Annotated in this window: 20 protein-coding genes and 3 pseudogenes; 11 read left to right on the forward strand and 12 right to left on the reverse strand. The window is 62.8% G+C overall.

The annotated features are described in order from the left end of the window. Positions 1 to 757 (reverse strand): FHA domain-containing protein (locus A9W96_RS25385; RefSeq protein ID WP_156765407.1); only part of this gene is annotated, 757 nt, incomplete at its 3' end. Between the two features lie 377 nt (positions 758 to 1,134). On the opposite strand from A9W96_RS25385, the gene A9W96_RS25390 reads away from it, so the two are divergent. Continuing rightward, positions 1,135 to 1,713 (forward strand): DUF4333 domain-containing protein, encoded by a 579-nt coding sequence (locus tag A9W96_RS25390; RefSeq protein WP_231999883.1) that lies wholly within the window; start codon positions 1,135 to 1,137, stop codon positions 1,711 to 1,713. A gap of 2 nt (positions 1,714 to 1,715) precedes the next feature. Next, the gene (locus A9W96_RS25395) at positions 1,716 to 2,105 is read left to right on the forward strand and encodes a hypothetical protein (protein WP_067143963.1); all 390 of its coding nucleotides are present in this window, start codon (positions 1,716 to 1,718) and stop codon (positions 2,103 to 2,105) included. Here the strand turns inward: A9W96_RS25395 and A9W96_RS33485 are convergent. From A9W96_RS33485 to A9W96_RS30845, 4 genes and pseudogenes are all read right to left on the reverse strand, one after another. Then, positions 2,056 to 2,538: pseudogene (locus tag A9W96_RS33485) on the reverse strand (restriction endonuclease); the annotation flags it as partial. The gene A9W96_RS25395 and the pseudogene A9W96_RS33485 overlap by 50 nt on opposite strands. Before the next feature lie 30 nt (positions 2,539 to 2,568). Further along, positions 2,569 to 3,330: a hypothetical protein gene (locus A9W96_RS25400; protein WP_231999885.1), complete on the reverse strand. Its 762-nt coding sequence runs from the start codon at positions 3,328 to 3,330 to the stop codon at positions 2,569 to 2,571. Between the two features lie 160 nt (positions 3,331 to 3,490). Beyond that, entirely contained in the window at positions 3,491 to 3,718 is a 228-nt protein-coding gene (locus A9W96_RS25405; RefSeq protein WP_197499639.1) for a hypothetical protein, read from the reverse strand. 72 nt (positions 3,719 to 3,790) lie between these two features. After that, positions 3,791 to 4,366: a sensor domain-containing protein gene (locus tag A9W96_RS30845; protein WP_255363001.1), complete on the reverse strand. Its 576-nt coding sequence runs from the start codon at positions 4,364 to 4,366 to the stop codon at positions 3,791 to 3,793. On the opposite strand from A9W96_RS30845, the gene A9W96_RS32885 reads away from it, so the two are divergent. Further along, positions 4,365 to 4,619: a hypothetical protein gene (locus A9W96_RS32885; protein WP_067143967.1), complete on the forward strand. Its 255-nt coding sequence runs from the start codon at positions 4,365 to 4,367 to the stop codon at positions 4,617 to 4,619. The genes A9W96_RS30845 and A9W96_RS32885 overlap by 2 nt on opposite strands. Before the next feature lie 316 nt (positions 4,620 to 4,935). Here A9W96_RS32885 and A9W96_RS25420 read toward each other — a convergent pair. After that, positions 4,936 to 6,356, reverse strand: a pseudogene (locus tag A9W96_RS25420) (peptidase). Between the two features lie 153 nt (positions 6,357 to 6,509). Here A9W96_RS25420 and A9W96_RS25425 point away from each other — a divergent pair. The 3 genes from A9W96_RS25425 to A9W96_RS25435 all read left to right on the forward strand — a co-directional run bounded on the left by A9W96_RS25425 (position 6,510) and on the right by A9W96_RS25435 (position 9,258). Then, positions 6,510 to 7,097 (forward strand): helix-turn-helix domain-containing protein, encoded by a 588-nt coding sequence (locus A9W96_RS25425; RefSeq protein ID WP_067143969.1) that lies wholly within the window; start codon positions 6,510 to 6,512, stop codon positions 7,095 to 7,097. Continuing rightward, positions 7,094 to 7,726, forward strand: a complete 633-nt coding sequence (locus A9W96_RS25430; RefSeq protein WP_067143971.1) for an RES family NAD+ phosphorylase — start codon at positions 7,094 to 7,096, stop codon at positions 7,724 to 7,726. The genes A9W96_RS25425 and A9W96_RS25430 overlap by 4 nt, the downstream gene beginning before the upstream one ends. Before the next feature lie 80 nt (positions 7,727 to 7,806). Next, a complete protein-coding gene (locus tag A9W96_RS25435) occupies positions 7,807 to 9,258 on the forward strand; it encodes a hypothetical protein (RefSeq protein WP_067143973.1) in 1,452 nt (483 codons plus the stop codon). Between the two features lie 643 nt (positions 9,259 to 9,901). Here A9W96_RS25435 and A9W96_RS25440 read toward each other — a convergent pair. After that, positions 9,902 to 10,630, reverse strand: a complete 729-nt coding sequence (locus A9W96_RS25440; RefSeq protein WP_067143975.1) for a hypothetical protein — start codon at positions 10,628 to 10,630, stop codon at positions 9,902 to 9,904. A 711-nt stretch (positions 10,631 to 11,341) separates the two neighbouring features. Between A9W96_RS25440 and A9W96_RS25445 the strand changes: the two genes are divergently transcribed. The 4 genes and pseudogenes from A9W96_RS25445 to A9W96_RS33490 form a co-directional block, all read left to right on the forward strand. After that, entirely contained in the window at positions 11,342 to 12,589 is a 1,248-nt protein-coding gene (locus A9W96_RS25445; RefSeq protein WP_082972603.1) for a lipase family protein, read from the forward strand. Between the two features lie 229 nt (positions 12,590 to 12,818). Further along, complete coding sequence (locus A9W96_RS25450) at positions 12,819 to 14,033, forward strand: acyl-CoA dehydrogenase family protein (RefSeq protein ID WP_067143977.1); 1,215 nt, start codon at positions 12,819 to 12,821, stop codon at positions 14,031 to 14,033. Positions 14,034 to 14,099: 66 nt separating this feature from the next. Next, positions 14,100 to 15,233 carry a dimethylsulfone monooxygenase SfnG gene (gene sfnG / locus A9W96_RS25455; protein ID WP_067144124.1) on the forward strand — a complete coding sequence of 378 codons (1,134 nt, stop codon included), beginning with the start codon at positions 14,100 to 14,102 and terminating at the stop codon, positions 15,231 to 15,233. Positions 15,234 to 15,464: 231 nt separating this feature from the next. Next, a pseudogene (locus tag A9W96_RS33490) lies at positions 15,465 to 15,707 on the forward strand (nitroreductase/quinone reductase family protein); the annotation flags it as partial. A gap of 310 nt (positions 15,708 to 16,017) precedes the next feature. Here the strand turns inward: A9W96_RS33490 and A9W96_RS32890 are convergent. Then, entirely contained in the window at positions 16,018 to 16,995 is a 978-nt protein-coding gene (locus A9W96_RS32890) for a hypothetical protein (RefSeq protein WP_231999887.1), read from the reverse strand. On the opposite strand from A9W96_RS32890, the gene A9W96_RS25470 reads away from it, so the two are divergent. Then, entirely contained in the window at positions 16,996 to 17,418 is a 423-nt protein-coding gene (locus tag A9W96_RS25470; protein WP_067143984.1) for a hypothetical protein, read from the forward strand. Between the two features lie 332 nt (positions 17,419 to 17,750). On the opposite strand, the gene A9W96_RS31790 is transcribed toward A9W96_RS25470, so the two are convergent. From A9W96_RS31790 to A9W96_RS25485, 4 genes are all read right to left on the reverse strand, one after another. After that, positions 17,751 to 18,341, reverse strand: coding sequence for a hypothetical protein (locus A9W96_RS31790; protein WP_156765408.1), 591 nt, complete (start codon positions 18,339 to 18,341; stop codon positions 17,751 to 17,753). A gap of 881 nt (positions 18,342 to 19,222) precedes the next feature. After that, entirely contained in the window at positions 19,223 to 19,918 is a 696-nt protein-coding gene (locus A9W96_RS31795; RefSeq protein WP_156765409.1) for a hypothetical protein, read from the reverse strand. Beyond that, positions 19,915 to 22,560 carry a hypothetical protein gene (locus A9W96_RS31800; protein WP_156765410.1) on the reverse strand — a complete coding sequence of 882 codons (2,646 nt, stop codon included), beginning with the start codon at positions 22,558 to 22,560 and terminating at the stop codon, positions 19,915 to 19,917. Before A9W96_RS31800 ends, A9W96_RS31795 begins: the two co-directional genes overlap by 4 nt. Positions 22,561 to 23,979: 1,419 nt before the next feature. Next, positions 23,980 to 24,891, reverse strand: a complete 912-nt coding sequence (locus A9W96_RS25485) for an NmrA family NAD(P)-binding protein (RefSeq protein ID WP_067143990.1) — start codon at positions 24,889 to 24,891, stop codon at positions 23,980 to 23,982. Positions 24,892 to 24,894 lie beyond the last annotated feature (3 nt).

Below are 24,894 nucleotides of genomic sequence, written 5' to 3' on the forward strand. Positions count from 1 at the left end.
TGGCTTTGGCGGTGAAGTCCGGGGTGGTCGGCTCAGGCAAGTCCGCGATGATCGCGCTGACGCCTTGCAGGGCGAGCTCGACCGTGCGCGCCATGGTCGGTGCGTGAATGGAGTCGGTGAACACCTCGGTCGCCTCGTCACTACCAGCCGCAGGGACGGCCGCTGCTGTTCGCTCGCCCTCGCGCCGCTGCGCCTCGATGTAACCGGCGGGCAAATCCAAGACCTCTTCTAGCTTTGCCTGCGTGCTTGGATGCGGCCAGCTGCGACCCATCTCGAAATTGATCAGAGCAGATTGGTTGTAGATCCCATCTCTGTCCAGGCTGCGCTGGGAGATGCGCAACTGGTTGCGGCGCGCACGGACCGCTTGGCCAGCGCGCAGAAAGCCCGGGTCGGTTTTCCCGGTCCGCGAGGAACGTTCGGCCTGAGCCGGTCCCAGGGACTGGGTCGATTCATCGTGAGTCACGCCGGTGGTAAGGGTCACTGCCACCCCGTCAGGCGCCCCGAGGTGCAGGGTGGTGGTACCGGTAATGGGTACTGGGGTGCGACGGACTCCGTCGACGAACATTCCGTTGGTGCTGACATCGACGGCGTACCAACCATCGGGGTGGGGTTCGAGGACAACATGGCGGCGTGAGACCAGCTCATCATCGATGTCGACCGCCGCTTCAGGATCTCTGCCGATGAATGCCGCGCCCGCGGCGGCGTGAAGGGTGTGCGTCGCGCGACCGACCCGCACAATTAGCGCGGGCGTCGTCACTGGGCTGGCAGTCAATCGTCGCTCCCTTTCCCGGTTGAGGCACTGATGCTCTGCTGTTAAACATAGCGCTCGGCTAAATCCTACCTCATTCGAATCGCCGCGGGCTGGAAAGCACAGCGGTGCTGTCGAGGGCTTTGCGGCGTTCTGCGTTTCTCGCGTCGCGCGTACCGATGGGCGCCGTCACCACCTTTATGCAGGTAGGTAAACTAAAGTGATTTGCCGCCGCGGGTTGCTTTACCGGGCCCATGGCACGCAAAGTGGGACGACCCCACAAGTGCGCTGTGGTTTAGGAACCATTGCGCTGTGGGTATTGCTTGGGTTACTGTTCGGGCACGATGCCATTGCGGTCCTCGGGCACGCATAGAGAAAGGTCGCCGATGCAACACCCAAAGCAGCCATCGATCGCGCTACCGCATCACCCGTACACGCCGGCCATGCCGCCGGTCGCTCCCCAGGGCTTCTACGAACCGCCGACCCAGCCACTGCTCCGACCACAAGCCTTCCCGATGACGCCCCAGCCCGGACCCTTCCCTTACCCGCAGCCTCACCTACCACCAGGCGCAAACCCCTGGGCACCAACCGCCTTCACGGCACGTGACCCCCGAGTTGGCCTGCGCGGCAAACACCTTCCGCTCTACCTGGGCGGCGCGATCGCCGCGATCACCGCGGCGGTGCTCTTCGCGGGATTCGTGGCGCCCGGCTTTCTCGTCACCAAACAACTCGACGTCCGCGCTGTCGCAGCCGGCGTCACGCACGTCTTGTCCGATCCGAACGGTTATGCCGCCAAGAACGTCAGCGACGTCACCTGCAACGACGGCCACAACCCCACCATCCTCAAGGGAGCCAGCTTCACCTGCCAGGCCACCATCGACCACATCAAACACCAATTCACGGTCACCTTCACCGACGACAAGGGCAGCTACGAGGTCAGCGCCCCAAAGGGAACAAAAATCTGACAATGCGCCTCGACATGAGCCAGGCGGCGCGAACCTATCCCGATCCGGCGCCAAAGCCGCCTAACCGCAACCTTTTAGGGGCGTGCCTGGCCCTGCTGGCGATGGTGGTGATCTCGCTGGTGATCCTGCTGTTGTTCAAAGAGTTGAGCAGCCCGGTGTTCGGGGTCAAGCTCGAAGAGGGCTACTACCCGGACAATTCCGCGGCGATCGTGCATTCAGCTCGAATCGGCGTCCTCGCTTCGACCTGGTTGATCGTCGTCGCGACTGGCCTGGCCGCGAGCGCCGTGGCGGTACGCCCGCACCCCTTCCTCCAAGTAATGGGCGTGCTCACGCTGATGTCCCTCATCCCGGTGCTACTGCTGCTCTTGTTCTGCTACGGCCTTGCCTTTTAAGAACGGCGGTCATGAGGCGGGGCATGCCGCTTGCAGCGGCACTAGCGCCCAGACGTGTTGGAGGGGGAGTTCGGACCGTACGCTCGCCGACAGGCGATCGTACACAGAGAACAAGGCTGTCAGCAGATCCTCTGTGTCCCATATCCGTGTCGTGAAGTAGTCCTTCGTTGCCTCGGCGCGGACTGTTCCCTCGAAGCCGCGCCACGCAACCAGCAGGCCTTGACGGCCCGAGTGAGGTAACAAGTCCGCGCAGTGATCTGAACTCGCCGATCCCAGATTGGCCGGTCTTGGCTTGCACAACTACGCGCGGACTATCGAGTCCGATGGGGCCACAGCCCGCCAATATGTCCACGCCATGGTCGGCTCCAGGTGGACCGAGCGCCGTCATGAACCATTGCCCTTCCAGCATCGCGGCGATGAGACGAGCAAGTTCGTGGCCAACAAAGTTTGATGCAGAACGTCATCATGCCGCGCTTGGAGCCGGCCACCCTGGCGACGGCGGCTGGGTAGCGAAGTAGGAGCGAGGATACCGGCCGCCGCGTTTGAGGTCGCGGTGTTCGGGCGCTTTAGCGAGGCAGGTGTCTCTGTCCTCGAGGGCATTTGGCCATTCGTCGCCGACTCCGGACTGGGCGAAGTAACCGCCTTGATGGCTGGTGATCCGCCAGCCGTTGAAGACGTCGACCGACGGTGAGCGGGCCGGTCCCCGCTGAGGGATCTGCGGTCCCGGCTTGGCGGGGGCCGTCATCGTGATCCGCATGGAGTCGATGCCTGAATACGGTGGCGGCTCACCGATATTGGGTTCGTAACCGTTGCGGGCTGGTTGGGCTGTGCCAAACGTGTACTCACAGGCCACCACCGTCACATCGCGACCGGACGTCGTCACTGACGAGATGTACACCTCGTCGGTCCCCACCCACGCGGGTTCGGGCGCATTGGTCTTGGGCCACAGAAATTGGGTTCCGGTGGGATGGTCGATGGACTGGTTGGGATCGACCGACTGCTGGAACCCGGGATACAGGTACTTGTTGTCACCCGTGATGGAGACGAGCACGTAGGACTCGGTGAAGGCCCGCACCGCCACGGCTGGCCAAGAGGTGATGTCGACGCCGGGCTCGGCGGTCCAGACCATCGTGAAATCGTTGAGGGTCGACGGCCAACCGGCGGGCACCGCGGGCGATGTGGGTGAGCCGGCCTGGTGGACGCCCGAGACGCAGCCGGTAACCATCGAGACCGTGATAGCCGTCGCCGTCGCGAATGCGCGCGATGCGCGCAGGATCCGCATCAAATTCTTCCCATGGGTTTCGGTAGATCGATAACAGGTTACCGCCCGTGCTCGGTATCGACCTCGATGCGCGAGACGAGGTGGCCTGATCATTCTGGTCGCCTCACCAAGCCATATCGCGGGCCACTTCTGCTTGGGCCGCTGCGATCTCGTCGGCAGTCGCCGAGGTCACATCCGCGTCGGCCGCCCATTCGAAGCGGCTCAAAAGATCTGCCAGCGCTTGCTTTTGCGCCGAATGCGTGATCGGCACGGTGTTCAGATCGGCACGGGCCAACCAGTCGAACAAGACGATCGCGTCGGCACGCCACAACCGCGCGCTGACAGTGGGCACCTATTCCTCCATGGTCATGACGCCGGCCCCTCCCCGGAAACTCTCGCCACCCGAACCCGCGCTGCTGGCTAGCTAGTGGCGGGCGATGTTGTCATTGATCGCGCGGACCAGAAACGTGCCCGTGGTGATGGTGTTTTGCCCGCACGCGCGCACATCCACAACGACGTTGCGCCGCACCCCCATCGCGCGCTCACACTCACTGCCTTGGTGTTCGTTCGCCCCGGCGGGCAGCAAGACCGTGCTGGCGATGCCTTCGGTCTCGCTGATGATCGTGATCGTGGCGTGGTCATCGGGTTGGCCGTTGGTGAAGGAAACGGTGACGCCGGTCAGTCGGCACCCTCGCCACGCCGATAGCTGCTGGGTGTAAAACTGCTGCGCGGCAGCCTCGTCTGGGAACGCCGCCACCGCCTGAATCACCTTGTGGCGTCCCGGGCTGGCCTCCATCAGTCCTTGAACTGCCACGCCGGTATACCCCGACCCTGTGTAGGTGCTTGCCAACGCCGGGGCCACCGCGCTGGCGCACTTTGCCGGGTCTATCGATACGTCCGAGGCAAGCGACGTCGCCACCTCACGCGGTCGCATCTGCACGTCGTGGAGTATGTTGCCGACCTGGTCGGCAGATGCCAGCAGGCTCGGCAGCGCTGCGATGTCTAGCGCCGGCGCTGCCGGCGAGGCGCTCGGTGACGGTGCCGGCGGGGCGGGCCTACTCGAGGCTGGTGCCCGCGTCGATGACGGCGCCGCCGATTTCGACGTCGTCGTCGAATCGTTGCCGCCCACCACCAGTGTGATGACCACTACCGTGATCACGGCGGTGATCGCACCGGCAACCCACCAGGGCCAACGCCGGCGCCGCCGCGGCGGGTATCCGATGGGCGGCATGCCCGGCCCGCCTACGGGGTAGGGATACGGCGGCCCACCCGGTGGCCCCTGCCAGTGTGGTGGGGCTTGAGGCGGCTGCCAGGCCGGGCCGGGTTGCGGGAAGGGTCCTCCCCCCGTCGTCGGTGGCGGCGCTGCCGGGTGCTGCGGGAGGTTCATCGTCGGCTCATCGCCCTTCCCGGGCCCCCAATCGGTGCTCATTGCGCTAAGCCTGCCTCAATACGGTGAAATGCTCAGTGGGATTGCGGATTCAATGCCTCGAAGGCGAGCGGTTGTCGGCGCACTGTGTTGCTGCTCGCCCTCCGGGCCTGCATTGATCCAGCATCTGCGTGTGGCTCTTTTCAGGCGTCGGTGAAACGTTGGTAGCACAGGTCGTCGTTGGTGTTGACGACCCCGGAGCGAAATGCGGTGATCCGGGTAAACCCCGCCGGCACGGTCTGCCCGTTGACGTCGCTGGCCGCCAGGTGGTTGGTCAACAGTCCGGCGACAGCTTTGTCGAGGTCGCCGGCAGTTAGGGTCAGCGCATTGCCCGATGGCACCGACACCGGGCCAGCCATTTTGCGGTGCGCCAGGCCGGTAAGGCAGGCGGTCCGCAATGCGCTCACCGGTGAGTCGAGCTTGAGGCCGCGTTCGTGTTGCACCGCAAGGACATACCGCGACATCACTACCGACATCGCGGTGTCATCGCCCTGGATCAGCATATGACCGGACTGCTCATTACCGGGTGCTCCCATTTTTTGGAGCTGGGCGAGATCGACAGCGATGGTGTTGGTGGCCGGGCAGTATGAGGCGGGCGGGCTGGCTTGGGCGTCGGCGCAACCGGCGGCGGTATAGGAAAGCTGCGGAGGGCTTTTCAGGGCGAAGATCGCCCCGAGGGTGTCCATCAGCGACGACAGGGTTTGCTCGGTGATGGGCACTTCCCCGGTCTCTAAGTGACCGGATTGGTCGTAGGTCAACGCGATCGGCAAGTCCCCGCGACGCTGCTTGACCTCGTTGTCGTCGATCGCGGCGCACGCCGACGCGCCTGAGACAAAGCCCACCTGGAAAGCACTGACGCGGTCGAGCGCGGTGCCGTGGCCTTCTTCGATCAGCCCCGATCGTCGGGGGTAAGGATCGGGTCACGCAGGGTGATCAGGCCGGCCAGTACATGGTCGAGCCCGTCGCCGGTACTGAGGGTGAACCGCGTCGATTTGCCTTCGGCAACCCAGCGCATATAGACACCGCCGAAGCAGTCCGCCTGCTGTTCTAGCACGATCGTCGATGTGCCGCGGGGGGCGATGTTGGCCATGTCCTGAATGGCGTGACCATACTCGTGAGCGAAGATGCCTGTGACCGGCATCGATCCGAAATATGTTTTGCCGGTGGGGATCAGCACCCCGCGGTCCCAGGCGATCAGGTGGCAGCGCGGCGAGAACAACGCGTTGATCAGTTTGTAGGTCCGGTGATGGCATACGGCAGGGCTGGCCGGATCCTCGGAGTCGTAGGAGACGAGTTCGTCGACGGGCTTGAAGTCGCCTTTGAAAAATTTGCTGAAGTTGGAGCGCCAGAAACTTTGAATGTCGTTGACCGACAACAGCACCAAGGTGTCGTCGTCACCATGGTCGGTGTTTTCCACTGTGCCGGTGGGTTGGGGTGCGTCGCTGCGAGGTCCGCTTGGGCCGTCGACCGCCAGCAGGCCCCCGACGTGGAAGGGGTCGTAGAGCATCGAGGCGCCGTGTCCTTTGATGACCGTGGTGCACCCCGCGGCGCTAACGGCGATCATCGCGACGACGCTCACCACCGTCGCCGCAGCGACCGCACCGCGCAGTCGGCTAGTCACGAGCCAACCTTATCGTCGCGGGATCCGTGCGCGCCCCGTTCTGCGGGGCCCAAAGCGCGGGCGCACAGGTCAGCACATGCGTGCTAATATGTGCATATGAACGGTTCGGCGGCGCCCGCGTTGGGTGCCCTATTGGCGAAGCATCGGATTGACCTGTCGGTAGAAGAGGTTCTCGACGAGCTGGATTCCGCGTTTGCGGCGATCCCGGGAGCAACCACGCTGTCGAAGACGGAGGTGGACTTTCTTCGCACCCATGCCGAACCCAGCGTCGAGGCAGTTATCGAGACATGGTCGGCCGACGATGAGCGCCAGGCCCGCGCCCGTGTTGCGTTGCGGCAACTCACCGGCGCGCTTTCTGGATCGGTCAGCATCAAAGAAGCCGCCGCGATCTTGGGTGTCGATCGGTCGCGCGTGTCACGGCGGATCACCGGAAAAGCGTTATTGGCCTTCGATCTTCAGGGAAGCCGACGCATCCCCCGCTGGCAGTTCCTCGGGAAGGAGCTGCTTCCGGGCTTGGACGTAATCGTGCCTGCGATACCACGCGACGCTACCCCCGCGGTCCTGGATGCGTTCATGCACACCGCGCAGCCCGACTTTGACAACCGCACGCCGATCGAGCATCTGGCCGCGGGCGGTGACCCCGAGTTGGTCGCCGGATTCCTCGAGGATCTCGGACGCTGGTGAGCCCACAGCCCAAACCGAAAGCGCCTCGAACACCCCCCGCGCAGCTCGTCCAAGAACCGCAAGACTGCATCGACTACACCGGCACGCTATGGCGGGTCCACCGCACCGCCGGCGAGCACGTGCTGCCTTGGAACCAACTGCGCACCTACGGGCCGCTGCCATCGATGCGGTGGGATGCCCACCCGGGCCCTGCACCTGGCGCAGGGAACGACGGTGTGCTGTATGCCGCAGCCGATCTCGCAACCAGCCTGGCCGAGGTCTACCAAACAACGCGCGTGATCGACACCCGCGCAGGCACTCCGACCGTGACCGCCTGGCATCCCCAGCGGCCATTGCATCTGCTCGACTTGTCCAGAACTTGGCTGCTGCGCAACAGCGCCTCGACCGCACTACTGGCCGCGCCGCGCTCGGTATGCCGGCGCTGGGCCCGCGCTATCTATACGACCTGGCCTGACTTGGACGGGCTCTACGTCCCGTCGACGATGACCGGGCGGCCCAACATTGTTTTGTGGACCGCGGCCGCGGACTCGATGCCGACGATGCCGGCGTTCTCGCGCCCGCTTGCGCACCCGCTGGTCTGGTCGATCACGCAAGCAGCAGCTGGCGAGATTGGCTACACGATCCTGTGAGCACTCCAACGACGGCGCCCCATGATGACCTCGCTCAGCCGGGGCCAGCGACGTCCGAGGGCGCCATCACCGTTCACACAATGGGCGTCCACTACCGATGGCAAATTCCTGAGGTTGTCCGCCAGCAGCTGCGGCTCGCACATAGCCTGCGCGAGGATCTGGTCACCTTGCAACTGGCCTATGACGAAGACATCAAGGCGATCTGGTCGTCGTATCCGACGGTGGCGGCCACCGAAGCTCACGTCGCGGCGAGCGAAGCAGAGGCCGCCGCGGCCAACGAGGCATTGAAGGCTGCCCGCTCCGCGGCCAGAGGCAAACGGGTGGATACCGCGATCACCGAGCGACTACACGACGCCAGGACCGTGCTCAAAGCCGCGCGTCACGCCCGCCGGGAAGCGATCACGCAGGTCAGGCAAGACGCCGAGCAGCGGCGCCGCGATCGCGGCGCGCAACTGGCGGCCGAGCAGAAAGCTCTCTATCGCACCTACTGCCAACACGGCGACCCGACGCTGTTCTGGGCGACGTTCAACAGCGTCATGGACGAACATAAAGCGGCGGTGCGCCGAATCCAGCAACAGCGCGCCCAAAGCCGCCCAGCTGCGCTGCGCCACCACCGCTTTGACGGCACCGGCACTCTCGCGGTCCAACTGCAGCGGACCACCGGCGCGCCGGCACGGACTCCGATGCTGCTCGCCGATCCCGCCGGGCGCTACCATAACGTCCTGCACTTGCCGTGGGTGGATCCCGACCAGTGGGCATCCATGACCCGCGCCGAGCAGCGCCGCGCAGGACGGATCACGGTGCGGATGCGCTGTGGATCCCTTGGGGGCCAACCACAGTGGATTGACTTGCCGGTCCAAGCCCACCGCTGGCTGCCCCAAGACGCCGATATCACTCGCGCTAAACTCACCGTCACCCGACTCGGCGCCGATCTGCGGGCGCGGCTTTCGATCACCGCGCGGCTCCCCCATCCGACTGTCCCCCACCGCCGCGATCTCCCCACCCTGGCAATACATTTGGGCTGGCATGCCATCGATGAGGGCGTCGTGGTCGCGCATTGGCGCTCAGACCGGCCAGTGGCGATCCCACCCGAACTGGCCGACGTGATCGTGCCCATCGTCGAGGGAGTCTCGGGCCGCATCATCGCGCCCGGCTCTATCGGGACGCGGCTAGAGCGTTACGCCGAGATCGCCTCGGCTCGTGATGCGGCATTGAGCGTCATCCGGGACCGGCTGAGCATGTGGCTTGCCGACCACGGGCCGCGGTCGCATCCGATCCGGCCCGACGAACAGATCACGGCCGCCGATGCTGCGCGGTGGCACTCCCCCGCGCGATTCGCCGCCCTCGCGCTCGGGTGGCGCGACTCCGACCTCGAGATCGCCGAACCGCTTGAGGCCTGGCGGCGGGCCGACAAACTGTTATGGCAACAGCAAGCGCACGGCCGTGCACGAGCCCTCGGCCACCGCACGGACTTGTGGCGGCGGGTTGCAAGCGCGTTGGTCAGCCAGTGCGGGCGCCTTGTTCGTCGATGACACCAATATCTCTGCCGTGATCCGAAACACATTGGAGCGCACTAGGATTCCTACTGATCTACAGCGCCAAATCGATCGCCGCCGCGATCATGCAGCTCCTGGCGCTCTGCGGTCGAGCATGGTCGCCGCAGCCACCCGCGACGGCGTTCCGGTGATAGTGGTGCCCGCTGCGGGGTTGAGCCGAATTCACGCCGGCTGTGGATATGAGAACCGGGTAGAGAGCCGACGGCGGCACCGCAAGATCATTTGTGCCGGGTGCGGTCGCACCTATGACCCCGATCTTTCAGCGACGGCGCTGATGCTCGCTCGAGCGGCGCAACCACCGGTGCAGCCTTGACCCGCCGGCCTAGCGTGCCACTGGCTACAATGAGTCAAGAGGACTTCGCCTAGCGATCCGGGCCCAAAGGATCGACGGGTCATTCCACGGTTGCCCACGGACTGACACTCAGCGCCCAGCGATCCGGGCCCAAAGGATCGACTCCTTCTCCGGTTGGCAGGCAACCTGCAACGGATATCGTCAAGCGACGCGCAGCCGCGCATGTCAGAGGCGCGGAAGATTCCTGATGTCCCGCAGTCGGATTCGTGCCAGATAGCGACAATTCTCATTGCTGCTGTCGGTACCGCTGATGGGCGCGGCGCTCGGCTACGAGAGGCAACGCCACATCCCGCACGTCTCCAGCAGCGGCTTAACCAACTCCACAACCTCGCCGTGGGTCATGGAGACGTTTCGCATCGTGCGGTTGCCGCCCAACTCAGGCAGGTACGGCCGCGGCTCTGCGCCGTTGAGCCGGTCAAGCAGCGCACCGGCCATCTTTTCGACAACTGGCCACGCTTGTTCTAGTTGGCCCAACCAGTACGGCTCGTTGTCGGGAAGGCTTGGGACGGCCTGGATTAGGCTTGCATAGCAGGCGCCATCACTGTCAGCCCCAAAGTTGAATTTCTCAGCGACGATCTGGCGAAATGACTTACCGTCTTCGTCGGTGTCGTCCACTCCGTGCGCTGGCTTACCCCACTGCAAGCGGGCCTCTGCCCACGGGCCCGCGTAATAAATGAACGCGGCCTGCACCGGGCGATCGCTTGATATCAGTACCTTGCTGTTGCCCCCGGACGGACCTCCGTCGATCGTCACCATGGTGACGGCTATCCGGTCATCACGTAGCCCGTTGTTCACAGTCATCAGCGCAGCGACGGTGTGGGCCGCCTCGTGGTGCGCGACCGCAATTTCATCGGCCATGCCGCGCAGACTACAGACACATACGGTCGGCCCCGCGAGGATGGACGTGATACTCGAAGTGCCGTCGCCCGAGGCGAACTCGGGCCGAACCCGCTGCCGGATCGCATCAAGGCGCTGCCCGGCGACCTGCTCCGCCACGAACTCTTCATGTCAATGCGGCCAGCGTCGCCGGAGACGATCGCCGAGATCGTCGACGGCGTCTTCCTGCCCTTGGCGACGAGCCTCGCGTCCAAAACCCCGGGTACACAACCGTGTTTGTATTTTGCGGACTCTTCCGCTGACGGCTACGGCTGTTCACGTCGTACTTAATTACACACGCTGTGGTGCAGAAGTATTGACTGCTGAACGCCGTTTGCCGACGAGCGGCTCCGCGGTGGACCATTCACGGGCGGCTGAGGTGAATATCCGCTATTTCAAATCAATGTGGAGTAATCGGCTCCGTTTGTTGTAACCAATGGTCACCGGCGCGAATAATAGTGAGCGCTGCACGCCGTACACCGTGAGCGGTCGGCGGAGTTGTTACCTTTCCGTGACGAGCAACAGAACCGGTCGGCTCGCCATCTGCAAACCGCTGCGGCGGAGACGATGTCACACATCGCCACGGATCTAATAGGCGGCCGCTCCGAACAACGGATGGAGCTAGACGTGATAGGAACTGACGCCTCGCGGCTTAGCCGCCGCTCATGGGCGGACCGTAGCGCTACGGCCCTGTCGGCGTCGAGGACGGTTGATCATGCCCGGCCACGCCATGCTGCTGTTGCAAGCCGATCGCACGCCGCACGGCGACGCGCGATCGGGTTGACGGCTGCCGCGGCGCTAGCTCTCACGACCGTTCTCGGTGCCTCCCCGATGCTGGCCCCGGCACCGACGGCACGCGCTGATGATCTCAAATACGAGCAGTTCTACACCCCGCCAAACCCGATGCCGGCCGGCAAGCCCGGGGACCTGATTCGCACCGAGCCGACACACCTGGTGCTCGAGCCCTCCGGCAAGCTGGGCGCCTTCGTCGGCACCGGAACCCGAATCATGTACCGCAGCACCGATGCTCAAGGAAACCCGGTTGCGGTGACCGGCACCTACATCGAACCGGACCCACCCTGGCCAGGAAAGGGACCCCGGCCGTTGATCGCTTACGCGGTCGGCCCCTACGGAGTGGGTGAGCAGTGCGCGCCATCGCGGCTGTTCGACCAGGGCATCCACTTCTCGCAGGGCTTCGATCTAACCCTGAACTACGAGGAGGGATTCATCGCCACACTGTTGGCCCGCGGATTTGCCATCGTCGTCACCGATGGTGTCGGGGAAGGGATTCACGGGCCCGCCTCACCGGAATTTTTGATCCGGATTCCTGCCGGCACTGCGTTGATCGACGCCGCCCGCGCAGCCCAGAAACTTCCCGGCACCTCCCTAGACCCGCACGGGCCGGTCGCGTTCTGGGGCTGGGCATCCGGCGGACAAGCATCTCTGGCGGCCGCCGAACTTGTCTCGAGCTACGCACCCGAACTCAACGTTGCCGGCACCTACGCTAATGCCCCGCTTACCAACGTGGCCGAAGCGATACCAGGAGTGGACGGCAACTTCCTTGCGGTCCTGACCGGCTATCTCCTGCGGGGCATTCAGGCTGCCTACCCGCCGACCGAACAACCCATCTGGGACGCGCTGACCCCACGCGGTGTACAGATGCTGGATTGGAGCGGGCACACCTGCCTCGTCCAAGGAGGCGTCGACTACGCCTTCCGCCACATCCAGTTCTGGTTCAAAGACGACCCGAATCAAATATTCTCCACTGACCCGTTCAAGAGCATCCTGGCAGCACAACGCGTCGGCAACCTCAAACCCAAAGGGCCGGTGTATATCTCACACAACCGTTGGGACCCACTAGCGCCCTACACCTCAGCGCGCGACACCGCGACGGACTGGTGCAAGAAGGGCGCCGACGTCCAACTATGGACCAACGAGCAACCCCCCCTTTTCAACAAACTGGATATCAACATCCTGCTGCCGCAATTCGTCGACGGCGAGCGAAGCATGGCCTGGCTCACCGATCGATTCAACGGCGTACCGACCACACCCAACTGCGCCGAGCTGCTCGCCAGCTGAGCATTCCGACCCCGATCCTGCTCGCCGAAAACCGCACCATTTGAATCAAGTTGGAGTTTACCGAGTGCGCACTGTAATGAATGGTCACGCCGGTATTTTCGGTGAGATGCAGGTTCATCGCCTTGTGCACCACCGATGGGCCGAGATGTACTCAATTCATCAGAGCGCCGCCAGGTTAGCCGCACTCGCGGGGCCCCGTGGCGGGCAACGAGTCCAGGAGTAAAGCGCCATGTCCTTGGTCACCGTCAACACCGCCGCCCCCGCCGATGTCGTCACTACTGTGCTGGCTACCGCCGACCGCGTGGCCGATCAGCTGCGTGAGACGGCGGCCGAACGAGACAAAGCCAACGCCACCCCGCGCGAGGAAATCGAGCTGCTCCGCCAGAACAATCTGCTGCAGGTGCAAGAACCGGTCGAATACGGCGGTTCGGGATTCAACTACGCCCAAGCGGTCCAGATCATCCGCCGAATCGCCCGCGGCGACACCTCCATCGCGCATCTGATCGGCTACCACTTCGCCCAAACCCGGATCGCCCCGCTGTTCGGGACACCAGCGCAAGCCGAGGCCCAATCACGCCGCAACGCAACCGAGAGACTGTTCTGGGGCGGCATCCAAAACCCCCGCGGCGGCTCGGATCTGACGCTGACGCGCCACGGCGACGGGTTTCTGCTCAACGGCAAGCGGACTTTCGCCAGCGGAGCCAGCACCGCAGATCAACTCTCAGTCACCGCATCCCTGAACGGCGAACTGGTCTTCTTATCCCTCGACGTGCGTGACGGCCGAGAGGGCTTCACCTTCCTCGACGACTGGGACAACATCGGCCAGCGCCTCACCGACTCAGGCGGTGTCCGCGTCGTCGACGCCCGCATCACCCCTGACGAGGTGCTCGGCGAAGAACCGTTCATCGGCAGTGTACCCAGCCCGTATCAAACCCTGGTCACCCCACACTGGCAACTGGCGTTCGTCAACTTCTACGTCGGCACCGCCGAAGGCGCCCTGGCCGAGGCCCTGAACTGGACACGGGCCAACGCCTCACCGTGGGAGAGCTCAGGTGTCGAACACGCCACCGACGACCCCTACATCCTGCACACCGTCGGCGAGCTGACCAGCCAGGTGCACGCCGCGGCCCTGCTGGCCGACCGGGCCGGCGACGCCCTGCAGACCGCGTTGGATATCGGTCCGTCGCTGAGCGAGGATCAGCGCGCCGAGGCCGCGGTCGCGGTCTATGAGGCCAAATACTTCTCCACCAAAATCGCGCTGGACACCGCCAGCCGGCTCTTCGAGATCCAGGGCGCCCGAGCCACATCGAGTGCGTACGGATTCGACCGGCATTGGCGCAACCTGCGCACCCACACCCTGCACGACCCGGTGGCCTACAAAGCGCGGGAGGTCGGGGACTGGGCGCTCAACCATCGACACCCGCAGTTCTCGCTCTACCGGTGAACCGCTAGCGGCGCCGACTCACGGCCCCGATCCTGGGCCGACTGAATGCGCGAGGAGACACCCACCATGGCGACCGACCCCACCCCCACGCCGCTGCGTTTTGCCTACTGGGTGCCCAACGTCAGCGGCGGCCTGGTGACCTCGACCATCGAGCAGCGCACCGACTGGGACTTTGACTACAACGCCACCTTGGCCCGGCTAGCCGAGGACGCCGGCTTCGACTACGCGCTGACCCAGGTCCGCTACACCGCCAGCTACGGCGCCGAATACCAACACGAATCGACCAGCTTCAGCCTGGCCCTGCTACTAGCCACCCAACGGCTCAAGGTCATCGCCGCCGTGCACCCCGGGCTATGGCAGCCAGGCGTGCTGGCCAAGTGGGCGGCCACCGCCGATCACCTCTCCGGCGGCCGGGTGGCGGTCAACGTGGTCAGCGGCTGGTTCAAAGACGAGTTCACCCAACTCGGTGAGCCGTGGCTCGAGCACGACGAACGCTACCGGCGCAGCGCAGAATTCATCCAGGCCCTCAAAGTCATCTGGACCCAAGACCACGCTAACCTGGCCGGCGACTTCTACCGCATCCGCGACTTCAGCCTCAAACCTAAGCCGCTGTCCTGGCCCGGCCGGCCCCACCCCGAAATCTTCCAGGGCGGCAACTCCACCGCAGCCCGCCACAACGGCGGGCACTACGCCGACTGGTACTTCTCTAACGGAAAGGACTACGCCGGCGTCAGCGAGCAGATCGCGGAGCTACGCCGGATCGCCGCGGCGGCCGGCCGCACCGAGGGTCCCCGGTTCGGCCTCAACGGGTTCGTCATCGTCCGCGACACCGAAACCGAAGCGCGTGACGTCCTACGCGAGATCATTGCCAAGGCCGACGTGCCCGCAGTGCAAGGCTTTTCCGCCGCCGTACAGCAGGCCGGCGCATCAACCTCCGACAAACGCGGCATGTGGGCCGACTCCAGCTTCGAAGACCTCATCCAGTACAACGACGGCTTCCGCACCCAACTGATCGGCACCGCCGAACAAGTCGCCGAACGCATCATCACCTACCGCAAACTGGGCGTCGACCTGATTCTGGCCGGATTCCTGCACTTCCAGGAAGAGATCGAAGCATTCGGCCGCACCGTGCTACCGCTGGTGCGCGAGCTCGAGGCCGCCGCCGGCATCGAACCCGCCACCGCCGCATCAACACCATGATCGTCGAGCTGCTGTACGTGTGGGGCTGCCCACTCGTCGATCCGCGGATACGCTGCACGCCTGCGCCATCGCGTCGACCGTTCAGCGGTCTGGGTACGTGCGGATATGGCCGTGGTCAGCAGCTGCCGCAGTTGCTCAGCCTCTGTTGCACCGGTATCGGTTCCGTGGAGTCACCCCCGCTGTGCGAATCTGCGCCGGAGCAATGTTCAGCCCCTCGAGCGTCCTAGGTTGATGGCTCCCCAGCGCCGGCTTCAGCACCGCCTGGCAAACCCACTCTTCAACCCAGCATTTCGCGCTGCTCTGCGGCTGGGTATTGCGCCGAGAGCTTTCGCGCTACTCGAAACCAGAGGTCGGCGGAGCGGGCGGCGACGCCAAACGCCAGTAGGTAATGGACTCGACGGTGACGTCTTTTGTCTCGTCTCTGAACATGGCCGGAAAGGTGACTACGTCAAGAACCTCGGCCAGGACCCCCGTGTGAGGTCAAAGTTGGCCGCCGGTGGCATACCGGTACCGCAACCGTCATCGACAAGGACGACGCGCACGCCCGCCGCCGCATCGATGAGGCAGACGGGCTCGTCGGCCGAGTCGATGGCGTCATCTTTCGCGCCTCCGCCAGTACACCGGTCACCGTGCGGATCGACCTGGCCCACTAGGCGCCTGGAATATGCACGGATCGAATATGGACGGTTACCAGTAAACTGCGTGCAATCCCCAAATGTGCTGATACACAGGCGCTTTAGGACAGTGCGTATATATATATATCGGCGAACACGCTGTTGCACAGTCATACTGGATGAACTCGACGTATGCACTTCCCTGCGAAGTTCTGGGCGCGAAGTTCCGAAACGACAGCTTGCGGCCTCCGCGAGTGGATCGACGCGTGAAGCCACTTACGTAGCAGAGTCTCGGCGTGTTCGCCAGCACTCCAAGGTTGTTCGCTCGCCAGGAGGAGATCGATTACGGGCTCAATTGCCGAAAGTTGGACCACCCCAGAGCCATCGACAAGCCTTTGGGCGACGAGACGACTGATGCGGCGCAGGCCCGCATCGTTATCGGCGCGGAGATCCGACCAAGCGGCGCGCAGAACAGGTTCCGGATTTCCTAGCGTCAGTAAAGCCTCGCCCGGAACATCACCGCACCGGGCCCCGTGGCCCGCCTCCGCGAGTGCGTCGAACGATTGCTGCATACGCGAGAATCTCTCTCGCATCGGGTTTCTTGGGCTGTCCCCCTCCGCCAATCTAACTTGACAGGCGAGCCGTGCAGCGCTCAATGCCCATCGGGGCGCGTGAGCATCGACGAGCCGTGACGTGACGTTTGGGGATCCAAGCATCAGCCGGGCGACCGCATACCGCCGCACCTCGTCATGGCTGAACTCTGGGCCGATCTGGAACGGATTATCAGTTGAAGATCGCAAGAGGCCGTCGTGCCGCAGGCCCTCGATGGCAACAGGGTCGATCGCTAGAACACGATTGAGGTCGTCAGTTCCCGTCAACGAAAGTTCGGCGAGACTTAACAGGGCTAGTTCACGTGCCTGGGCCGATCCCCGATCGGTCCTGCCGCCGCGGCAGACCAATCCCGACCAGATCTGCATCATCGCGTCCGCGTCGCTGAGCGGGACCCCTTGAAGTCCGCCGCGTACGAGCAACTCAAAGACGACCGGACGCCGAAGGAGTTCTCGCGAACGCGCATTTGACGCCAGCGCCGCTACTTCGGGGAACGTTGTTACAAGAGAGTCGACCTGAGCATCATCCAGCGGCTGCACGTGAAGCTCTGCGATGTCCGCTATGCCCGCTTCGAGTGGGGCCACGCCGCACACAGCCTCTACACCTTGCACACCCGCACCCGCGGGATCGAGGAATTGCTGCCCGACAAGGAAAATGAACTCACCGAGCCCTACGTCCTGGGCCTGTGGAACGAAAACGGAGACGGACTCGCGCTGCAAGGCACCCGCCGCCAGCTGCTCGACTACCTCGGCCTCGTCATCGCCCACGTGCAGCGCGAAACCGACCCGCGCCTCGAGCTCGACCAGGCCCTCAGACGGCTCCATGCGCTGCGACAAGAACGCGCCGCGGCCCTCGATGACCTCAACTCCAGCAGCTGCCGCATCGCAGGCCTCGACGAGCAGGAGGTTGACCTCCTCAACGAAGTCGCCGAGGCCGCCGCCGAAGTCAACGACCAGCTGTAATTCCCCACCGGGCCCGGCCAGCACCTGCACCACCGCGGGGTTGGCCGGGGCCCCCCTTTTTCTTCCAGCCCGATGGGGTACCGGCGCGCCCGGTCTGGCCACCCGGCGGTGGCCACCAAATCCGTAGCCCCTCACCTTCTTTAGCCGTCAGCAGGGTGCACACCGTAAGCGGGCGGGGACCCCGACCGCTCAACCCACGCCCACGCCGAACTCCGCAGGCCGAGTGACCTTTTCGGCCCTATGCCAGCCCGCCAGGGCGCTGTGCGCCGGCGAGCGCGGACCGAAAACCCTGCTCCATTCGGCGCGGACTCTTCGGGGTTGACCGCCCACCCTCACCCGCTTGCCCGCACCCCAGCGCCGACCGGCGCGCCACTCACACCGAACGGAGCAACACCATGTACGAACTTGCCACCACCGTGTACCTCAACCAGGCCCGCCGGCAGGGCCTTGGGTTTGGCCACTTCGAGCCCGCAAAGCTCTACGCCGCTGCCGCATTCACCCTCACCGCCACCGGCGGGCCCAGCCACGAGCAGACCACCGCCGCGCTCGAGACGGCTCGGATGGGCTTTGATTTCCGTCGCCAAGGTGCCGCGCACGCGAGGCTCGGAGTCTTGACTCAACCGCTCGCCCAACTCAGGTGGGAGCGAGGAGGATCTTGCCCAGCGATTGCTGCGATGCAGCGCATCGCCCAGCCCGGACTGTGACAGCAGCGGCGCTATTTCTGTCAGGTCAGCGTCGACCACTTGCAGCGCACGCGCGAGGTGGTGCTCTTGTTCCCCGGGAACGCTTATCAGTTGGATTGCGACCTCTCGAACCTGGCTCTTGTCATCCGGGGTGTCCGCGCAAAACGCGGCCGCATGTATCGCTGCAGGCCTGCTATCCAAGGTTCCATCCCAGCGCATTCCACCCAGCGGATTTTTCATCGATCCGTTGAGGATATCCGGCTGCGGAAGGCGGGGGGATCACCGGCTATTCGTTCACCATCAGCCAAGGACCCCCAGTGGCACGCTCTTACAGATCATTCGAGACAGCCGGCCCGCCAGCCCTTTTGGTTTCGCTCTCGCGCGCCAGGGTATGGGTGGAGCGGCAATGAGCATACGTGACGCAGCCGAAGCGTTCCCACATGCGCGATCCGCCGGCGCCGGAACCAATTTCGAAACAGATTGGCAAGCCGTGACCGTTGCTATAGGTTCTTACCCTCCGTGCCATATCGCATTGCTCTGACCTGCGCTGATCCAGCTTGTCTCACTTGATGTCATCGGCGATCTGTCTCACTTTCGTGTCATTTCTACACACGATTTACCTACCGCGGATTGCGGTCTCCCCAACCGCAGCCGCCACCCTTTTCGTGGTCCCGGGCCTCATGCCGTTCCGTCACGTGACTTTCCGGATCTCTGCCTGCCGGGGTGATTTGGCTGCGCCCGCGCTGACACACTGTGCGCCGACCGCCAGGTTCGGCCCGTCGATCATCGCCGCGCCGAACCTAGAGCCACTCCGAAGTCGAAAGCAGCGGAAGGATTTTCGCGACAGTAGTTCGGAACTCTTCACCAACGCTACCCAACTTCCTGGACACGATGCCGCGGCTAGTGTGCAGCAAGCCGATATCAGTCGTTGCAAGAAGCGAACTCGCCGTGTATCGAATTGTGCTGCGGGACAGCACTAGGCGAATCATCTCGGTTATCCGCTTGTGAAGCATCGCGGAGCAGCGCTTTTGAAGCGCCGGCCAGCGGCCGCAGGTCTTGGATAAGTTGTAGTGACGCCGGACCGGACCGTGGGCGTTAACCTCAAGAACAGGAATCCGTTATCAACAATTGCAGTTCCACGTTTTGCCAGGCTCCTTACACGTCGGAGGAGAGACATCGCCGCGTTGCGGCGTCCCGGTCGAGATCGCGAAGGCGATCGGATCGCGCAAGGGAAGTCCTAACTGTGCGCGAAATCGGTTCTCGCCAGCCGTGCCATATTCAAACAAATGGTGTGCATTGGCTGGCCCGTCAAACGTCGTGACGTGTCCCGTCGTACCGCCCCCAGTGTAGGCGTCTACTTCCCAGAGTTCGTGACACAACATCACCGAGAAGGGAAAATAGATGGTCTGCTGGGGATGAGAGTTGTCGTAGACGATCCAGTTTTCGCCGCCGGCATCGGTGACGTCGATATCCACCTCGACGCTGTTGTCGCCATACTGGAAAAAAGACGCCCCGCCGTCGTTTACCAGCAGAGTAGTCGAACGAGTGACAAAGCTAGTTCCCACGCCGTAGATCGTCACGGGGATGGGACAATTCACGAGACGGTTGAGCAGCGTGGACGAATCCTTCAGCGGCTTACTCGGCTTATAGCAGACTTTGTACGATTCGAAACCAAGGGCGTAGCCCGATACGCTTCGGGTGAGATTTGGGTCGCAATCGGACATCAGAAGCAGGGCCTTGAATACTGATCCATCGTCATAGTTCCATAAAACGCCATTTGTGTCATAGCCCTGGCCCGAAGCTATAAAGAGGGTCACTTTAAGCTCCCTTTGAGTCGGCTCACCGGCGCGTCAGTAGGAGCCAGCGGTGTCTGGAGGATAGTCACGAGTCCGAGTGCGTCAATCGTCAACAGTGCTGGTGTGAACACAATTCCGGTGCTCCTTGTGATGCTGCCGTTCGGGTCTGCGAATAGCGGGATCGCCGATCCGCATTCATCGCTGAGTCGACGAATATCTTCCTTGGACGCACCGTCGACAACCGCTGCAACCCATGTCGGCCCGCTGGTATCAGTGTCTATCTGCAACTCGCGCAGTGTCCTTGTGGATGCCGGTCCTGTATCGAGGAATGCGAGACGAGATCCAGCCGTGCGAGGCCGCTGCACAGGGACGGGTGGGCAACCCCCAGCGAGAAGATCGATGACTGGGACGCGATCACCGATTCTGATCGCCTCACGGAGGTGCTCTGGTCTGGCGGGCGATCCGGTGACTAGGTGCTTATCGAGAGCCTCGGCTAACCCCTGGTGCATCATGCTTCCATTGTGGTTCCACGATACGACCCCGGCTGGGTCGATTAACCGCCAATTGGGCAAAGACCTCGCATTATCCAACGCAAGAAATTCTTTCCATCGGTCCTGCACGTCTTCCGTTATCATCGCGGGAGCAGCAAGGGCGGCGCTCAACGCATCGACCTTTTCGGCTTGATGAGTGTTGGTCAATCCGCCGTCGCGGAAGAGAACGAGAACCAGAAGGCCCGCGAACTGCCGTTGGCAAGATTCCACGCCGGCGACGAGCGCGCCCGCAACATCGTCGTCCAAGTCTTCACCGACATATACGACGAGAGTATTATGTGTTGCGGCGGTATCGGGGGACGCGCTTGTGCGAAGTAGCCCGATTTCGGGTCGCGCCCGCTCGGTCGCTACGCGCGCGGGATCGCAAACTCGAAGGTATGGGCCAACCTCGAAAGGCAATTTGAATTGATAACCAAACTGTGCGCATTGCGCGATACTGCGCACAGGGATCAGCGCACCCGTTTCGTGGTCAACCTGAACACCACTGATGCTCAGACACACTTGGCCCGATCCGTCAAGTCCGGGCAACGGGTTGTCGACATCCAGGGTTCGCCCGAAATGGTTGCTGGAGCCGTGCTCGCGGCGCAGCAAGAAGCTGTGGCTCTCCGACCGCGACCCGGAATTCCCTGGGAGGGTTTGGACAGGGTTGGCAAACCAACGCCATGACCAGTCAAGGCGGTCGACACGACCGCCTGGGATCCAACTCTCCATCGCGTCGAACCAGTCAGCATCAACTTTCTCGAACGAGACCACGGGCGCCTGTCGATAAGACAACCCCACAGTGCCTCGGAGCACGACACCCTCTGGGGGGAATATCGCGTCAACGAAAGAAGCCTCCGCGCCGCGGTCGAGTGTCTGCAGCTGTTCGACGAGTGCAGTCTTTTTGTCGGTCAGTCGCATGGCGTCCAATGCGACGTTCGCGGGTCCAAGGTAGGTTCCGAGAAGCGTTGCGAACTGCTCGGATACCGTCTTACGGGCCATCGAAACTACTTTGCTGGAGTACGGGCCGTGATAGTTCACAGAGATGGATGGTTGGGCCACCGCCGACAGCGACAGACGCTCGCCCGCCGAGTCGAACTGCAGCAGAAGAAACTGTGACACCGTTGCGGCCATGTTTAGGTCTGGTAAGTGGACGGTGCCGAAGTTGAAAACACCGCTGCGGTGTAGGCGCGTTGCCCATCCTGATCCATCCACTGTGACTTGGATAAGACCTCCTGCCGTGGCCAGTGCGATGGCACCGAGCCAGTCCGCTCTTGCACCGTCAATCCTAAAGTGGTAGTCGATTTCCAAGCCGCCGCCAATGCCGGCATCACCATGGATGTGAAAATCAGTCTGGTACCCGACTGCGGTATCAAGATTGGACCGGACCTTGTTCACTATGGCATCGCTGCCGACGGCTACCGCGAAATCATGACCATCCAGAAATACCGAGTTGATGCTTTTGATCGCACCCGCTGCTGGCCCAACGCCATCGAGCCGAACCGGGATAGCAACCGCACTTGCGCCGGGTGTCGAGCGCGTTATGAACTTTCGATATCGCGCATCCATATGACGCGGCCTTGGCTGAAATGTTGTCGCAAGCATCCGGGCTAACAAAGATTCGATGCGCTTGCGTAGTTCGTCTTGTCGCTTCGCATCAACCGGAACCGGCAGCAGACTGTCAGAGTCGTTGTAGGCGGCCCCCTCGAACGTGACTGTTGAACGCATAACTTTCGGCCATATGTAGTCGCCGGCAATTCCTCCCCAGCCTGGGCAGTCTGGATGGACGTTTTGCAGACGGTAGGTGGCTCTTAGCGTTCCGTGGATCACGTCGGCCAAGGGCGTAGTGCCAGGATCCGCCCTATAGCGAGCGCGGACCCCCATCTCTACGGAAAACCGATCAGTCGCCCCGTCGATCAGTAAAACCTGTGACGTTCCAATCTGAACGGCGACCGAGCCTTGTACGCCACCAGACGGAACGCCATCACCGATTCGGAAATAGCCGCCGTGCGGCGTGCTCGGCAAACCTGGGTCCGAGTAAGCGTTCTGATGCATTGATGCGGCCAGCCGATTCAGCGTCGAGCCGCTCAGTTCCAGTACCGCTTCGTAGTCCCCTGTCAGAACATTAGTCACGCGCACCTGCTCTCACTGTCGGCCGCCACCCGGCCGGCAACTGTCCCTCACTCTCACCGTGGCACCAATCATGAGCGTGACGACACAAATTCGGTAGAGTAACTCGCTACTCGATCGCTTCGTGCCACAGATGCCGCGCAACTCGAAGCGCTTCGCGTCCGTTGAGCGATGACCCACTTGCCAGGTGTTTAGCTGATGCGGACACACTTTCAGCAGCGGCCGTTGAGAAGTGGTCCGGCTTGTTACTCAGGACACGAAGCCCGGGTTGTCGGCGCCAGCGGGCCATCGTGAAACTGCTCACGCGGACCAAATGGGCGGCGCCTGAAGCCAATGAGGCCAAATTAGCCACCACAACCTGCTGCCCCTTTTGACGAGGTCGGGTCTCACTTTCATGTCATCAATGACATCGAGATGACATTGAACGTGAGACGATGACATTAGGTTTGAGAATCCACAACATCACGACGACGGCGACGTGTAGGGTCTCATTTTCATGTCATATGGCTCCCCTGGCCTGCGCGATTTAAGGTGTTTCACGTCGTGTCACCCTGCTTCTTGTCTCAACTTCGTTTCATTTCTTCGCGGCTAACGCAGATGCCGCGTAGCTACGGTGTAGGTCGACGCAATCTATCCATCACTGTTGTTGCCAGTTCACGTCTAGCCTCAACGATTATGGATTCAGTTGCGCTCGCACCTCTATGAGCTTCAAGTGCTGAGTTTGCAAACGCGGTGACTTTCCGATCCATGACGGCCTTGTTGCTGTTAAAGCACCCCCAACCTCGACGGACATGAGTTTGAAAGCTTCCCGGAGGTAAGGTCTGCTTTCCCCCGGCGGCAGCGAGGATTCGGTCAATTCCGTCGGCGGCGGCCGCAAGCTGGCCGAGGTGTAGGTTCGCGATGACCTCGAAATTGTCAAGCATGATCCTCTGATGCAGGGCGGTAAAGCCGCTTCGCACCTGCGTGATTAGTGCTAGCGCCTGAGGGAATCGCCCGCGATGGTCGCCGGTGCTGGCTGCGCCGCCGAACGACCGACTCCGTCTGCCGCGAGGGCACGGCGCATCCCTGCAATCAGGCGTGATGGTTCGGCAGGCTCATGGCGCCAAAGTCGAGTCGTAGAGTCGATTGGCTACGAGCATGAGCAGCGCCAAGACATTTTGGGCGAATTTGGCTCTATTGCAAGTTGTCTCGCTTGTATGGCAGTGCATGGGGTTCTTTTCCGGGCCATGAGTCAGCGAAGGGCTACGCAGGGGTGCGTCTCAAGTTCATGTCATATATGACAGCCATGAGACATCTCAGCTGAGAATGTGACACCGAATTTGAGACCTACAGGGCGGCTGTAGGTTCTCAAATCTCGTGTCCACATCGATTTGTCTCACGTTCGTGTCCATTTTTTTGAAGCGCGGCGATGCCGAGTTTTGCTTACGTCACGTCGGTGATGGCGAGCACGCCGTGGGTGTCAAAATCGGCCCTTGTCGCTGCGATATGCTCCTCGACGGTCGTCGGCTTGTCACCGGTGAGTTCTTCGACGCGACCGTTGATGCCGGAGTAAAACCCGCTTCGATAGTCCTGGGTCACCATGGTCAGGTGATGCACTCTTTTCGGGTCGATCCCACGGGCGGTCAGGCCGGCAATCATTGCGGAGATCTCAACCGGCTCGTAGCGCACCGCGATGCCCAGACGGGCTGCAACTTTCGCGGCGATCTCGTACCAGTCGAGTTCTTCGGCACCAAACAACTGGTATGTGTTGTCGCGGTGTGGCTCCGGGTCTGTCAGGATCGCTGCGATGACCCTGGCTTGATCCCCCACAGTGATCGGTGCATGACGGACATTTCCCAGCGGTAGCCGCAAGATGCCCTCGTTTTCGCTGCATCGGATCCAGAAGTTGTTCACCCAGTTCATGAACAGCGTTGGCCGCAGATGCGTGGTGGCGAAGGGTGTGCGATCGAACAGTCGCTCTATGAGCCAGTGCTCGAGACCAATGTGAGTGGTGTCGGGCCGTACACCGATCTGCGAAAGTTCGACGACCGCCTTTACTCCTGCGTCGGTTGCAGCCTGCGCGAAGTTCACGGCAGCATCTATGTAGGAGACGCTAGGTGGGTAGTTGAAGTAGGCCGCACTCACCCCGGCGGTGGCTGATCGAAGCGACGCGAAATTGAGCAGGTCACCCTGTAGGACTTCAGCGCCGAGTTGACGTAACTGGTCGGAACGGTCATCGAGCGTTCGCACCAGCGCCCGGACACGAAGGCCGCGTTCGCGCAGTAATCGCACCGTCAAGGAACCGGTTTTGCCCGTTGCGCCGGTGATGAGGATCAAGTCGTTTTGGTCAGTCACTAG

Source organism: Mycobacterium sp. 1245852.3 (genome assembly GCF_001669335.1).
GTDB lineage: Bacteria > Actinomycetota > Actinomycetes > Mycobacteriales > Mycobacteriaceae > Mycobacterium > Mycobacterium europaeum_A.